General features: G+C 62.4%; 14 protein-coding genes and 1 pseudogene. 5 read left to right on the plus strand and 10 right to left on the minus strand.

What is annotated here, in order from left to right:
* Positions 1–83: 83 nt before the first annotated feature.
* The gene (locus ASD52_RS23080; RefSeq protein WP_025424540.1) at positions 84–1,358 is read right to left on the minus strand and encodes an aspartate kinase; all 1,275 of its coding nucleotides are present in this window, start codon (positions 1,356–1,358) and stop codon (positions 84–86) included.
* Between the two features lie 704 nt (positions 1,359–2,062).
* Between ASD52_RS23080 and ASD52_RS23085 the strand changes: the two genes are divergently transcribed.
* Entirely contained in the window at positions 2,063–3,595 is a 1,533-nt protein-coding gene (locus ASD52_RS23085; RefSeq protein ID WP_057225524.1) for an ABC-F family ATP-binding cassette domain-containing protein, read from the plus strand.
* Between the two features lie 91 nt (positions 3,596–3,686).
* Positions 3,687–3,895: pseudogene (locus tag ASD52_RS23090) on the plus strand (molybdopterin-binding protein).
* A 4-nt stretch (positions 3,896–3,899) separates the two neighbouring features.
* Here the strand turns inward: ASD52_RS23090 and tsaA are convergent.
* The 4 genes from tsaA to ASD52_RS23110 are packed head-to-tail and all read right to left on the minus strand — an operon-like array spanning position 3,900 to position 7,274.
* Entirely contained in the window at positions 3,900–4,424 is a 525-nt protein-coding gene (gene tsaA / locus ASD52_RS23095) for a tRNA (N6-threonylcarbamoyladenosine(37)-N6)-methyltransferase TrmO (RefSeq protein WP_025424542.1), read from the minus strand.
* A gap of 14 nt (positions 4,425–4,438) precedes the next feature.
* A complete protein-coding gene (locus tag ASD52_RS23100; RefSeq protein ID WP_057210226.1) occupies positions 4,439–5,215 on the minus strand; it encodes an ABC transporter ATP-binding protein in 777 nt (258 codons plus the stop codon).
* Positions 5,212–6,240 (minus strand): iron ABC transporter permease, encoded by a 1,029-nt coding sequence (locus ASD52_RS23105; protein WP_025424544.1) that lies wholly within the window; start codon positions 6,238–6,240, stop codon positions 5,212–5,214. The genes ASD52_RS23100 and ASD52_RS23105 overlap by 4 nt, the downstream gene beginning before the upstream one ends.
* The gene (locus ASD52_RS23110; protein WP_025424545.1) at positions 6,237–7,274 is read right to left on the minus strand and encodes an iron ABC transporter substrate-binding protein; all 1,038 of its coding nucleotides are present in this window, start codon (positions 7,272–7,274) and stop codon (positions 6,237–6,239) included. Before ASD52_RS23110 ends, ASD52_RS23105 begins: the two co-directional genes overlap by 4 nt.
* A gap of 339 nt (positions 7,275–7,613) precedes the next feature.
* Here ASD52_RS23110 and ASD52_RS23115 point away from each other — a divergent pair, with 339 nt between their 5' ends.
* The gene (locus tag ASD52_RS23115) at positions 7,614–8,342 is read left to right on the plus strand and encodes a class I SAM-dependent methyltransferase (protein WP_025424546.1); all 729 of its coding nucleotides are present in this window, start codon (positions 7,614–7,616) and stop codon (positions 8,340–8,342) included.
* Between the two features lie 59 nt (positions 8,343–8,401).
* Here the strand turns inward: ASD52_RS23115 and ASD52_RS23120 are convergent, their stop codons facing one another.
* A complete protein-coding gene (locus tag ASD52_RS23120) occupies positions 8,402–8,905 on the minus strand; it encodes a methyltransferase (protein ID WP_158268966.1) in 504 nt (167 codons plus the stop codon).
* A gap of 217 nt (positions 8,906–9,122) precedes the next feature.
* On the opposite strand from ASD52_RS23120, the gene ASD52_RS23125 reads away from it, so the two are divergent.
* Both ASD52_RS23125 and ubiG read left to right on the plus strand, forming a co-directional pair.
* Complete coding sequence (locus ASD52_RS23125) at positions 9,123–9,671, plus strand: dihydrofolate reductase family protein (RefSeq protein ID WP_025424548.1); 549 nt, start codon at positions 9,123–9,125, stop codon at positions 9,669–9,671.
* Positions 9,672–9,784: 113 nt separating this feature from the next.
* Positions 9,785–10,531 carry a bifunctional 2-polyprenyl-6-hydroxyphenol methylase/3-demethylubiquinol 3-O-methyltransferase UbiG gene (gene ubiG, locus ASD52_RS23130; RefSeq protein ID WP_025424549.1) on the plus strand — a complete coding sequence of 249 codons (747 nt, stop codon included), beginning with the start codon at positions 9,785–9,787 and terminating at the stop codon, positions 10,529–10,531.
* A gap of 196 nt (positions 10,532–10,727) precedes the next feature.
* Here ubiG and ASD52_RS23135 read toward each other — a convergent pair whose 3' ends face one another.
* The 4 genes from ASD52_RS23135 to grxC form a co-directional block, all read right to left on the minus strand.
* Entirely contained in the window at positions 10,728–11,294 is a 567-nt protein-coding gene (locus ASD52_RS23135; RefSeq protein WP_025424550.1) for a GNAT family N-acetyltransferase, read from the minus strand.
* Positions 11,295–11,423: 129 nt separating this feature from the next.
* Positions 11,424–11,852, minus strand: a complete 429-nt coding sequence (locus ASD52_RS23140) for a DUF1178 family protein (RefSeq protein WP_057217349.1) — start codon at positions 11,850–11,852, stop codon at positions 11,424–11,426.
* The gene (locus ASD52_RS23145) at positions 11,849–12,706 is read right to left on the minus strand and encodes a carbon-nitrogen hydrolase family protein (RefSeq protein ID WP_025424552.1); all 858 of its coding nucleotides are present in this window, start codon (positions 12,704–12,706) and stop codon (positions 11,849–11,851) included. The genes ASD52_RS23140 and ASD52_RS23145 overlap by 4 nt, the downstream gene beginning before the upstream one ends.
* Before the next feature lie 114 nt (positions 12,707–12,820).
* The gene (gene grxC, locus ASD52_RS23150; RefSeq protein WP_038575627.1) at positions 12,821–13,078 is read right to left on the minus strand and encodes a glutaredoxin 3; all 258 of its coding nucleotides are present in this window, start codon (positions 13,076–13,078) and stop codon (positions 12,821–12,823) included.
* Between the last annotated feature and the right edge of the window lie 45 nt (positions 13,079–13,123).

Below are 13,123 nucleotides of genomic sequence, written 5' to 3' on the forward strand. Positions count from 1 at the left end.
GGTCCCCCGAAAAAGAGTAGACGACGGCGGCGGACGAATTCGCAGCCGAAACGGCCGCGAATCCCAAATCAGTCACCTGTGGGTTAACTCTTATCGAGACCGTAGGCGGAATGCAAAGTGCGAACTGCCAATTCGGCATAGGGTCCGTCGATCAGGATCGAGATCTTGATTTCGGAGGTGGTGATCGCCTTGATGTTGATGCCCTTGTCGGCGAGCGCACGGAATGCCGATGCGGCAACGCCGGCGTGGCTGCGCATGCCGATGCCGATGACAGAGACCTTGACCAGGCCAGCTTCCGACTGGATCACGTCGTAGCCGATCTTTTCCTTGTTGTCGCCGAGCACCCTCAGCGCCTTGTCGACATCGCCGGACGGAACGGTGAAGGTCATGTCGGTCTTCGAACCATCTTCCGAGATGTTCTGGACGATCATGTCGACATTGATATGGGCTTCGGCCAATGGCCCGAAGATCGCGGCGGAAACGCCCGGCCGGTCGGCAAGACGGCGCAGCGAAATCTGGGCTTCATCCTTGGCATAGGCAATGCCGGTTACGACTTCCTGTTCCACGATTTCTTCCTCATCACAAATCAGCGTGCCGGGCGGATTGAGAAGGTCACCCATGCCCGGCGCATCGGGATCCTCGAAAGACGAGCGCACGAAGGTACGGACCTTGTGCACCATGGCGAGCTCGACGGAGCGCACCTGCAGCACCTTGGCGCCGAGCGATGCCATTTCCAGCATTTCCTCGAACGCGATCTTTTTCAGACGCCGCGCCTTCGGCTCGATGCGCGGGTCGGTGGTGTAGACGCCATCGACGTCGGTATAGATATCGCAACGGTCGGCCTTGACGGCGGCGGCAATCGCAACGGCCGACGTGTCGGAGCCGCCGCGACCGAGTGTCGCCAGGCGGTTGTCCGGGCCAAGGCCCTGGAAACCGGCGACCACGGCCACCTGCCCCTCACCCATGCGGCGGATGATGTCGGCGCCCTCGATGTCGAGGATGCGGGCGGCGCCATGGGCGTTGTCGGTGCGGATCGGGATCTGCCAGCCCTGCCAGGAGCGCGCATTGATGCCCATCGACTGCAGCGCGATCGCCAACAGGCCCGAGGTCACCTGCTCGCCGGACGCTACGATGGCGTCATATTCGCGCGCGTCGTAGAACGGCGCATTGCTGCCGGCGACCTTGGGCATGTTCTGTACCCAGCCGACCAGTTCGTTGGTCTTGCCGGACATGGCGGAAACGACGACCGCGACCTCGTGGCCGGCGTCGACTTCACGTTTCACATGGCGGGCAACGTTGTGAATGCGGTCCAAATCAGCGACGGAAGTTCCGCCGAATTTCATCACGATGCGTGCCATTTCGCCTCTACCGGTACCGATGTTTGCGCGCGAGCGCGCGTGACAGGAAAGCGCTCCCGTCGGCGCCCGACGATCAAAAAGCTTGGGAGACTTCTCGGACATCGGCCAATCACCGCTTCGGGGAGCGGAAAGTCGCGGCGTCTCTTAGCGGATCGGGGGGCGAGGCGCAATGGCAAGAAGGTAGGAATAAGGCCTCCGTTCCAGCGAGCTGACCGCACGCCTGGCAACAATATTGCTGAACGACGTCGCCTGGCGCAACGAAGGCCCCACCAAAAGCGTTGCAGCTTTGCATCTAGGGCGGACAGCCGTGTTGGATCGCACTCCGCCGCCGTCACCCCGTTGAAAACTGCTCGCGTCGATGGTAAACACTCCGCGCAACTCGATTGTGAAAGGAGGGCTGCGTTGTGATGACTTTTTTCCGGCACCACCGCCAGCGTGGCCCCGTCAACGCCCTGCAGATGCGTTTGCAGGGCTGACCGGTACAATCGCTTCGCGTCCTCGCGAATCTTACTCCTGGTCTGCCCCAGTGTGGTGCGGCTGAAAACCGTTTCGGTTTGAACGCCCGCGCCGTTTTCCATACCGAGCCGAAGCGGCCCGAACACTGCACGATCGTGCATCGGGTCCGACACTCCGCCCAACCCGGCAGATGTATTGCCGCCCGCGGATGTTTGCCGTCGCTCGCGCAGTCCAGAGAACGAACGAACATGGCCTTGATCAATATCCGCAACCTCGCCGTCACCCTCAGCACGTCGCTGTTTTCCAATCTCAACCTTTCGATCGCGGCCGGCGATCGCCTCGGCATCGTCGCCGCCAACGGGCGCGGCAAGTCCACTCTGCTCCGATCGATCGGCGGCAGCTTCGAGCCGACGGCTGGCGAGATCACCCGCTCACGCGGCCTGACCATCGGCCATGTCGAGCAGAACGTGCCGGCGCAGCTGCTGCCGTTGTCGTTCCATGCGGCGGTTCTTTCGGCATTGTCGAGCGAGCAGGCGGACAGCGAAAGCTGGCGCGTCGATATCGTGCTCGATTCGCTCGAGGTGCCCGAAGCCCTTCGTGAGCGCGCCGTCGCGGACTTGAGCGGCGGCTGGCAGCGGCTGGCCCTCCTTGCCCGCGTCTGGGTCACGGATCCCGACGCGCTGCTCCTCGACGAGCCGACCAACCATCTCGACCTTGCCAAGATCGCCCGGCTCGAATCCTGGTTGAACGCGCTTCCGCGCGACGTGCCGGTGCTGATCGCCGGCCACGACCGCGCCTTTCTCGACGCTACCACCAACCGCACGCTGTTTCTGCGTCCAGACCAATCGCCCGTCTTTACACTCCCCTATTCGCAGGCGCGTGCGGCCGTCGATGAATTCGACGCCTCGGAAGAGCGGCGCTACCAGCGCGACATGAAGGTGGCGCAGCAATTGCGTCGCCAGGCGGCCAAGCTCAACAACATCGGCATCAACTCCGGTAGCGACCTGCTGACGATAAAGACCAAACAGCTGCGTCAGCGCGCCGACCGGCTGGAGGATGCGGCCAAGCCCGCCCACCAGGAGCGTTCGGCCGGTGTAATCCGGCTCGCCAATCGCGGCACCCACGCAAAAATCCTGGTGACGCTCGATGATATCCAGGTGGAAACGCCCGATGGCACTCCGCTGTTTCGCACGGGAAAACGCTGGATCTGCCAGGGCGACCGTATTGTCCTGCTCGGCGAAAACGGCGCCGGCAAGACAAGGCTGGTCAACCTCATCCGCACTGCGATCGAGGAGCCGGAGCGCGGACCCGAAACGCTGAAAGCCACGCCTTCCCTGGTGCTCGGCTACAGCGATCAGGCGCTCGCGGGTCTTTCGGACAAGGAAACGCCGCTTGTCGCCCTCTCCCGCCGGTTCTCGCTCGGCGATCAGAAGGTGCGTTCGCTGCTGGCGGGCGCCGGTGTCGGCATCGACATGCAGGACAAACCGGTCGGCCGGCTCTCCGGCGGCCAGAAGGCGCGTCTGGCGATGCTGCTGCTCCGCCTGCGCGAGCCCAACTTCTACCTGCTCGACGAGCCGACGAACCATCTCGATATCGAGGGCCAGGAAGCGCTGGAAGACGAGTTGATGAAAAACGAGGTCAGCTGCCTGCTGGTGTCCCACGACCGCAGCTTCGTGCGCAACATCGGCAATCGTTTCTGGTTGATCGAGAAGCGGCGGCTCGTCGAAGTGGAAGATCCCGAGGCGTTCTTCGCCGCGGCCGCACAAGGCGATGTGGCCTGATCGACAGGCGACGCGCGACTGCTGTGGCGCGTCGCCGTTTGACGGGCGTGCTTACCCCCTTAATCTCCGTGTCGAACCGGAGGAGCCACCCATGAAAATCAGCGCACGCAACCGCTTCAAGGGCAAGATCGTCGATGTCGTCAAAGGGGCGACGACCGCGCATGTGCGCATCGATCTCGGCGGCGGAGCCATCTGACGGCATCGATCACCAACGAAGCCGTCGACGAACTCGGCCTCAAGGTCGGCGGCGACGCCTACGGGGTCATCAAGGCTTCCGACGTGATGGTTGCGATCGACTGAGCAATCACGCCTTCTTGCAGTAATGGGTCGTGCCGGCATCGCCGGTTTCAAAATCACCAGGCTGCGGCGGTGCAATCGGCTTGAACAGCGTGCGATCGGGCTTCAGGTCGATGAGCGGCGTGCCGTCGAGGCAATCGAGGCCGCGCACCAGAAGCACATTGTCTTCGACCGCCTCGAGCGCCACGATCGATGTGCCGATCGGGTTCGGCCGCACTGGCGAGCGCAAGGCGAAGGTGCCATGCGTCTCGCCATTGTTGGCGGGGCTCTGCAACACGAGGTCGCGGCGCGATCGATCGAGCCAATAGAGGATCTCCAGTCGCTCGAACCGCTCGATGCCCTTCAGCGCCTCGACCCAGGGCGAAAAGATCTCGATCCGGCAGATCGGCCCGTCATGGCGCCCCTGTCGCGGGCAGCCGAGCCTTGACGCCCAGGGCGTCGAAATGCGCCCGATGAAGGTCAGCCCTGCATCGGTTGCCTCCGGCGGCGTGATCGAGACTTCGTTTTCCCGGATTTCGTTTTCGCGAACCATCTCGTATTCCTTCCTCAGGCGTTGTTTCGTGGTGCGCAGAGGCGGGCGTCGCTGCCCGCAAGCGTGCCGATCACCACATCGATGTCGTAGAGCTGCTTGAGCGCGGTCACGGTCAGCACCGCATCGGGTGTTCCAAGCGCGACGATCCGCGATTGGAACACCAACGCCACGCGGTCAGCCACCCGAAACGCGTGGTCGGGATTGTGGGTAGACAGAACGATCGAAACGCCTTCGCCGGCAAGCTCCCGCACCCGATCGAGCACCCGCATCTGATGACCGTAGTCGAGGCTTGCCGTCGGTTCGTCCATCACCAGGATCGAAGGCTCCTGCGCGAGCGCGCGCGCGATCAGGGCGATCTGGCGCTCACCGCCGCTGATCTCGGTATAGGCACGGTTCGCCAGATGGTCGATGCCGAGCCGCTCCAGCGTGGCGGCGGCCACCTCGCGGTCATGGCGGCCGGGCGTTGCAAACAGGCCCACATGCGGCGCACGGCCCATCAGCACCAGTTCCTCGACCGTGAATGGGAAGAGCGCGGCATGCGCCTGCGGCACATAAGCGATGCGCGAGGCACGGTCGCGGCCGGACCAGGAGCCGATCGGCTGGCCATCCAGCCGGATCGTGCCTGCCCTCAGCGGAACGAGCCCGAGCAACGTCTTGAACAGCGTCGTCTTGCCGGCGCCATTCGGCCCGAACAGCACGAGTACCTCGTTTTCATCAAGCGTGAAGCTGATGTCCTGGCCGACAAGGCGGCTGCCGTAGCCAAAGGCGATCTGGTCGACCTCGAGCCTCATTGCCAGCCCTTTCGCCCTGATGCGAGCAGCCAGAGAAAGAACGGCGCGCCGACGGTCGCCGTCAGGATGCCGAGCGGTACCTCGATCATCGCAATGCTGCGCGCCAGCATATCGGCGACGAGCAGATAGGCGGCGCCGAGCGCCATCGACACCGGCAGCAACCGGACGAAATCCGGTCCGACGAGGAGGCGCGCCACATGCGGGATGACAAGCCCAATCCAGCCGATGATGCCGGTGACCGAGACGGAAGCCGAGGTGATCAGCGTTGCCGCCAGCACCAGCACGACGCGCAGCCGGCCGGTGTCGATGCCGAGCGCACGCGCTTCTTCCTCGCCAAGCGTCATGACGTTCATGCGCCAGCGCAGGAGAAAGAGCGGGATGATGCCGACGACAAGCGCGGGAAGAATGGAGACGACGTCGCCTGATGTCACCGAGGCTAGGCTGCCGAGCAGCCAATAGGTGATCGCCGGCAACTGATCATAGGGATCGGCAAGGATCTTGATCAGCGAGATGCCGGCACCCACGTGCGCACCGACCGCGATGCCTGCCAGAACGAGAACGAGCACCGGATCCCGGTTGCGGATCACTGTTGCAACCGCATAGACAGACAGCACGGCGATCAGCCCGCCGACAAAACTCATCAGCTGGATGACGCCGACCGGCAACGACAGGAAGATGCCGACAACGGCGCCGAAGCTGGCGCCGGCGGAAACCCCGAGAATATCGGGCGAAACCAGCGGGTTGCGGAACAGGCCTTGGTAGGTGGCGCCGGCTGCCGCAAGCGCCGCGCCGACGGCAAGACCGGCCAGCACACGCGGCAAGCGGATGTTCCAGAAGACCGTGGCCACCGTCTCATCACTGGGGGTACCGCCGACCATTGCCCAGATTTGACCGATCAGATCGGACAGGCCCGCGTCGAATTTGCCGACAGTCATCGACAGGGCGGAAAGCGACAGGAGGCCTGCGATCGCAACCAGCGACCGTGCACCGACCCACCCTCGCCTCAGAACGATCTGCTTTGTCATTGCGTTTCCGGCAGGGCACCTTTGACAAGCCTCGTGAGCTGCGCGTCATCAAGATCCACTTGGTAGAAGAGTTTGTAGAATTCCCGCGTCTCGGCTTTCAGGTCACCCTCGTAGAAGCCGCCATAAAGCAGTGCCTCAAGCCAGCGGACCCCGATCAGGCGGTTGATGCCGGGCGGCGAATCGAACCAGCCGAATGGCATCGACGGCGCGATGAACACCTGTCCCTTCTCGACCGCCTGCACCCTGCTCCACGCCGGATCTGTCGCGACCGCTGAGGCGAACTTCGGGCTCGCGGCGATGATCATCTCCGGGTTCCAGGCGAGCAGCTGCTCCGGCGAAACCTGAGTGAGACTGCTCTTGCCGGCAACGGCCGCGACATTGACTGCACCTGCGGCTTCGAGGATCTCAAGATTGATCGAGCCTGCCAGGCCCGTCTCCAGACCATCGGGGCCACGTCCGTAATAGACCCTGGGCCGCTCGTCGGCCGGTACTGCCGCTATCGTCTCGCCGAGTTCCTTCAGCGTTTCGTCGGCATAGTCGGCAAGTTTGCCGGCACGCTCTTCGGCTCCGAGCATCGCGCCGAGGCTGCGCAAGGTCTCGGCACTTTTGCCGAACGAACCGTCGATCAGCACATAGGGAATGCCGGTCTGGCTCTGCACCTTGTCGGCAAGCGAGGCATAGGTCGCGTCCACCGTGCCGACATCGATGATGACGTCAGGCTTGGCCGCAAGCACCGCCTCGATATTCGCCGTCCCGCCCTTGCCGGTCAGGCGGCCATAGGTCGGTAAACCGCGTACGGCCTCCATTAGGTAGGGCTTTTCGTCTTCCTTCGGCTCGCGCACCCAGCCGGCCAGCTTCTCCGGCGCGATGGCATAGACCAGCACCGAGGCCGGCGGACCGGCCGCCAGCACCTTGCCAATATGGTCGGGAAGCTCGACCGTGCGACCGGCCGCATCCGTGAAGGGTTTCGCCTGAACCGCAAGCGGCATCAGGGTAAGAAGGGCGCCGAAGGCACCGGCGATAGATCTGATCATGGTGAAGCCTCGGGATGGAGGTGCGGACGATGGTTCGGCGCGACTATGGCACAGCGTTATATCCGTTGGAATATCTCGATTGATAACCCGTCTCCAGCGCTAAGGTCTTTGCATTGCTTGAGAACCTTGACTAGGCGGCCCGATCGGGCGATATCGGACCCATGTGCGAACATGACGTCCATATCGTTGCGCGTTCGGCCGGCATCCCAATAGGCGGGATGCAGGGTGATAAAGCACGCTAACGAAAGAGCGTTCGCGCACCTGCAGCCTCGCCGGAAACGGACGGGGTTCTTCTTTTGACGGGTGCGCCGTCCATCGGCATTTTTGATGGAGAATGAAATGGCACAGAACATCTACGACAAACCGGAATTTTTCGAAGGCTACAGCCAGCTCGGACGATCGGTCCATGGCCTCGACGGCGCCGCCGAATGGCCGGCAATCCGCGCCGCCTTGCCGGATTTGCAGGGCAAGCGCGTGGTCGATCTCGGCTGCGGCTTCGGCTGGTTCTCGCGTTTCGCGCGCGAGCAGGGTGCGGCCCGCGTGCTCGGGCTCGACCTGTCGGAAAACATGATCGCCCGCGCCCGGCGCGACACGCCCGATCCGGCGATCGAATACGGCATCGCCGATCTCGATCATCTTGCGCTCGAAACCGGCACCTTTGACGTCGCCTACAGCTCGCTCGCGTTTCACTATGTCGAGAATTTCGACCGCCTGGTCCAGGCAATCTACGATGCGCTGGTGCCGGGCGCGCACCTGGTGTTCACCATCGAGCACCCGATCTACATGGCCTCGCTGAACCCTGGCTGGCAGGTCGGGGAAAACGGGCAGAAGCGCTGGCCGGTCGATCACTATTCCATCGAGGGCCAGCGCACGACGGATTGGCTGGCCAAGGGCGTGGTCAAGTACCACCGCACGATCGGCACCACGCTCAACGCCTTGATGCGCGGCGGTTTCGCCATCCGTCACGTCGAGGAGTGGCGCCCGACGCCGGCGCAGATCGACGCCAATCCGGATCTCGCCGAAGAGATGGAACGGCCGATGATTTTGATCGTCGACGCCCAGCGGTAGGGCAGACAGAAGCCCGGGCCGGAACCGCACCCGGGCTTTGCCCATGCCGTCCAGTACTTTCATCCGAGGCGACCGTTTTCGGATTGACCCGGTCGTGCGATCACGCAAACGACGTCGCTGCGGTCGACCCGATGGGTCCTGACGTTTGCCACGCTCCATCGGCTATCGGCAAGGCGGGCTTCGATCCGGCTGGAAATGTCTTCGGCACTGCCCGACGGCTCGTCGTCAAAGATCAGCAACCGCCCGTCCGGCTTGAGAACCTGCGCAAGTACCGCCAGTTCGCGCGATGGATCGCCCCTTGCAAAGACACAGACACGGATGGCGAAAGCAGCATCGAAACGCGCGTCGCCAAAATCCGCTCGCGCCAGCTCAATAGCCTCAAAGTCTGCCCTGCCGACCGCGACATAGCTGGCGTTTCGTTGTTTCGCCGCCGCGATCATCTTCGCAGAGCGATCGATCGCAACGATCCGCCCATCGGCCAGTTTCTCGCAAACGCCCGTAACTGCGACACCGTGACCGCAGCCGATCTCAAGCAGCCAGTCCGATGGTTGCGGTGCGATCATTTCTACTGCCCAACCGATTCTGCCTTCCGCGTGCATGTCCCCTCCTCACGCAAGCCCGCCGTCGAGTGCGGGACGATACCATGATCGGCTTGATGGTCGTCCGGGACTTTCCGATATCAAAATAAAACCACTTGCAATATAAAATCAGTTTTGCGATGATCCGCTCATCAACGAACCGTGCCGCAAATAGCGGCAAGGGAGAATGGGAGGAACGACTATGCGCAAGGTCATCATGTGGGACATGGTCAGTGTCGACGGCTTCTTCGAAGCACCAGGCCATGACATCAGCTGGTTCGTCTTCGAGGACGAACTCGCAGCCTATATCGGCGAGACCCAGCTTGAGGCCGATACGCTGCTCTTCGGCCGGGTGACCTATGAGATGATGGCGTCTTACTGGCCCGAAGCCGAAGGCGATATCGCCACCTTCATGAACGGCGTCGAGAAATACGTCTTCTCCCGCTCCCTCAAAAGCACCGACTGGCACAACACCACGCTCGTTACCGGCGACGCGGTCGCCGAAGTCGAACACCTGAAGGCGCTTGGGGGTGGTACCATCTTCATTTTCGGCAGCGCCGATTTTGCCGCAGGCCTGGTGGAAAAGGGCCTTGTCGACGAATACCGGCTTGGCATCAATCCGGTACTGCTCGGCGGCGGCGTGCCTCTGTTCAAATCGTTGCCGACGCGCACCACCCTCAAGCTCACCCACACGCGACCGCTCAAGTCCGGCGTCGTCATCCTGCATTACCAGCCGCAGCCGGATGTCTGATCGGGGCGCTCGCCCCGCGGCCGCTCCCGATGCGCTGTTGCGGCCAGGGTCCGCCTCTTGACATCCCTGCCCGATCGTCCGACTTCATCAGGCAGAATGAAGGAGACGGCAGCATGAGCGAGACAGCGCGCACGACGATCGACCAGAGCGAAGTAGACCGCTTTTCGGCCATGGCCGCCGAGTGGTGGGATCCGACGGGAAAGTTCCGGCCGCTGCACAAGTTCAATCCGGTGCGCCTTGCCTATATCCGCGACAGGGTTGCCGAGCATTTCGGCCGCGATCCGAAGAGCCCGCAGCCGCTGAAGGGCCTGCGCCTGCTCGATATCGGTTGCGGTGGCGGGCTGCTGTCGGAGCCGATGGCCCGCATGGGCGCTGACGTCGTCGGCGCGGACGCTTCGGAAAAGAATATCGGCATTGCCAAGACCCATGCGGCCGGCAGCGGCGTTAACGTCGATTATCGGGCCGTGACGGCCGAAGCCCTCACGGAAGCGGGCGAAAGCTTCGACATCGTTCTCAACATGGAAGTGGTCGAGCACGTCGCCGATGTCGATTTCTTCATGACCACCTGCGCCCATATGGTTCGCCCCGGCGGCCTGATGTTCGTCGCCACCATCAACCGCACGATGAAGGCGGCGGCATTGGCCATCTTCGCCGCCGAAAACGTTCTGCGCTGGCTGCCGCGCGGCACGCATCAATATGAAAAGCTCGTGCGCCCCGAGGAATTGGAAAAACCGCTGGTGGCAAGCGGCCTGGAACTGACCGAACGCACCGGCGTATTCTTCAATCCGCTGTCCAACCAGTGGAACCTGTCGAAGGACATGGACGTCAATTACATGATTGTCGCCAAGCGCCCGCTCTAACGCAGCCGGCCCTTCGCATCCGCATCAAATCCTATGCAAAGCCCTCCGCCGACGCCGTTCGCCGGGGGGCTTTGCTTTTAGCGCTACTGCATAGTTCCTTAAATCGGATCCGATTTTAAGGACAAAATTATGCAGCAAGTTTAAAACGCTACAGCGTCCTTTGTGCGTCATATTTGACGCACGGCGCTGTAGCGCCTCAAGCCACCTTCGGCCGCGCCTGCCACTCATGCTGAAGCAGCGCGTAGATGAACTCGTCCCCCCATTGGCCGTTGAACAGGTCGTTCTGGATCAGATGCGCCTCACGGCGCATGCCGAGCCGCTCGACGACCCCGACGGAACCGGCGTTGAGCGGGTCGAGACGGGCAAAGATCCGGTGGAAGTTCAATTGGAAGAAACCCAGGTCGAGCACTGCCCGCATCGCTTCGGTGGCATAGCCCTTGCCCGAAAATGCCGGATTGAAGATGTAGCCGGCTTCAGCCTGCCGCGCCGCCTTGCTGGCGAGCTTCAACAGCACCTCGCCGACAAGCGCGCCATCCTGCCTCCGTTCGACCGCAAAAACCGCGACATCGCCATCCGCATCGAGACGCGGGTCGCTCGCCTTGGCGAATTTTGCGCGCGCGCCGTCCTCGTCAAGCGGATTGGCATAGAGATAGCGGTAAACCTCCGGCAGCCGGTGATAGGCATGGAACCCGTCGAAATCCTCAGGCGCAAAATGCCTGATCGTCAGGCGGTCGGTGGAAATGCGAAGGTCGGAAAGATCCATAGCGCTCAAAATCCCGGATTACAAAGATCCGGAAATGGGAACCAACGATCTGTTTTTAAAGGGTGTTTGCTAGATTTCGCCTGAGAGCGCTGAAAGTCGGTGGCGCGAGCAGGCATTGCGCTCTGCAGGTCAGTTGACCTCGTCGGGCAACACCGGCAGTGGCGCGATCGCGATGCCCTCTTCGAGAAGCGCGACAGCCTCTTCCACGGTCGCCTTGCCGATCAGGCCGCGTCCATCCGTCTCGCCATAGTGGATCTTGCGGGCCTCTTCGGGAAAGCGGTCACCGACATCCTCGGCATTGTCGCGCACCGCCTTGACGAGTTCGCGGATTTTCGCGACGGTTTCCTTCTGCGCCTGGTCCATGACCAATGCCCGCGTCGCTTCCTTCTTGCGGGCGGTCGCGACCGACGGTGCCATCAGTTGCTTGGCAACCGACGTGGAATTGCAGGTGGGACAGGAGACGAGCTTGCGCTCCATCTGGCGGTCGAAATCGTCACTCGACGAGAACCAGCCCTCGAAAGCGTGGCCCTGATCGCAGGAAAGCGTGTAGCGAATCAAGCGGCAACGCCTCCTTTTCCGGTCGGCAGGACATGATCCAGCCCAAAGCTGCGGGCATTCCTGAGGTTCGGGATCTTGGCGCGGGCCACATGCACGGCGGCCACGTCTATTTCAGCCAGCACGATCCCCTCGCCGGCAGCACCCGCTGCGGCGAGCACCTTGCCCCAGGGGTCGACGATCATCGAATGGCCAAAGGTCTCACGCCCGTCCTCATGCACGCCGCCCTGTGCAGCGGCGATGACGAAGAAGCCGTTTTCGATGGCACGGGCGCGCAGCAGGATTTCCCAATGCGCTTCGCCCGTCTGCCGGGTGAAGGCGGCCGGTACCGACATCACCTCTGCGCCTGCAACCGCCTGCTGGCGGAACAGCTCGGGGAAGCGAACATCGTAGCAGATGGCAAAGCCCAATTTGCCGAAATCGAGGTCGGCAAGGCGTGCCGTGCTGCCCGGGGTGTAAGCAGCGCTCTCGCGCCAGCTTTCGCCATTGTCGAGATCGACGTCGAACATGTGGATCTTGTCGTAGTCACAGATTTTCACCCCATCCGGACCGAAGAGGAAACCGCGATTGGCGATCTTGCCGTCGGCAAGGGCAATGGCGGTCGAGCCCACATGCAGATGAATGCCGAGTTCGCCAGCAAGCGCTGCCGCTTCGCGAACGATAATATCGTTTGCCTCGTCCTTGAGTACGGCCCGCAAGCCGGCACGATCGCGCTGGAGCGCACCCGTCATCTCCGGCGTCTGGACATAGATCGCCCCGTGACCAGCCGCCTCGCGCACCAGCCGTGCCATCGTCTCGGCGTTTCGTGCCGGATCGACGCCAGAACACATCTGGATGGCGGCAGCCTTGAATGTCATCGCAGTCTGGCTCCTCAGGGCATTTCCCGGAAAGGCACGAAGCAGCTCTCCGTCGGAAATGCGCAAAGCTTATGAGATGGAGCGCTTCGCCACTCCATCCAAAGCGGCAACGGTCTAGGCGACGAGCATTTCGTCGAGCTTTCCGGCGCGCTCGAGCGCGTGCAGATCGTCGCAGCCGCCGACATGGATATCGTTGATGAAGATCTGCGGAAATGTGGTTCCGCCATGCGATTTCTCGATCATCTTCTGGCGCACCTGCGGATCGTAGGTTGCATCATGCTCGAGGAACGAGACGCCCTTGGTTTCCAGAAGCTTTTTGGCAGCCGAGCAATAGCCGCAGAACTGACGCGTATAAATAACGACCGAAGCCATGTTTCCTAACCGCTCCTTCACCGGCAACGATGCCGGACTTCCATT

The sequence above is a fragment of the Ensifer sp. Root142 genome (assembly GCF_001426785.1).
Taxonomy (GTDB): domain Bacteria; phylum Pseudomonadota; class Alphaproteobacteria; order Rhizobiales; family Rhizobiaceae; genus Ensifer; species Ensifer canadensis.

Bases quoted from the DNA above. Each gene is read 5' to 3' on its own strand.
- grxC (WP_038575627.1), bottom strand. From the start codon at position 13,078: ATGGCTTCGGTCGTTATTTATACGCGTCAGTTCTGCGGCTATTGCTCG.
- ASD52_RS23115 (WP_025424546.1), top strand. From the start codon at position 7,614: ATGGCACAGAACATCTACGACAAACCGGAATTTTTCGAAGGCTACAGC.
- ASD52_RS23110 (WP_025424545.1), bottom strand. From the start codon at position 7,274: ATGATCAGATCTATCGCCGGTGCCTTCGGCGCCCTTCTTACCCTGATG.
- ASD52_RS23080 (WP_025424540.1), bottom strand. From the start codon at position 1,358: ATGGCACGCATCGTGATGAAATTCGGCGGAACTTCCGTCGCTGATTTG.
- tsaA (WP_025424542.1), bottom strand. From the start codon at position 4,424: ATGGTTCGCGAAAACGAAATCCGGGAAAACGAAGTCTCGATCACGCCG.
- ASD52_RS23145 (WP_025424552.1), bottom strand. From the start codon at position 12,706: ATGACATTCAAGGCTGCCGCCATCCAGATGTGTTCTGGCGTCGATCCG.
- ASD52_RS23100 (WP_057210226.1), bottom strand. From the start codon at position 5,215: ATGAGGCTCGAGGTCGACCAGATCGCCTTTGGCTACGGCAGCCGCCTT.
- ASD52_RS23120 (WP_158268966.1), bottom strand. From the start codon at position 8,905: ATGATCGCACCGCAACCATCGGACTGGCTGCTTGAGATCGGCTGCGGT.
- ASD52_RS23135 (WP_025424550.1), bottom strand. From the start codon at position 11,294: ATGGATCTTTCCGACCTTCGCATTTCCACCGACCGCCTGACGATCAGG.
- ASD52_RS23125 (WP_025424548.1), top strand. From the start codon at position 9,123: ATGCGCAAGGTCATCATGTGGGACATGGTCAGTGTCGACGGCTTCTTC.
- ASD52_RS23085 (WP_057225524.1), top strand. From the start codon at position 2,063: ATGGCCTTGATCAATATCCGCAACCTCGCCGTCACCCTCAGCACGTCG.
- ASD52_RS23105 (WP_025424544.1), bottom strand. From the start codon at position 6,240: ATGACAAAGCAGATCGTTCTGAGGCGAGGGTGGGTCGGTGCACGGTCG.
- ubiG (WP_025424549.1), top strand. From the start codon at position 9,785: ATGAGCGAGACAGCGCGCACGACGATCGACCAGAGCGAAGTAGACCGC.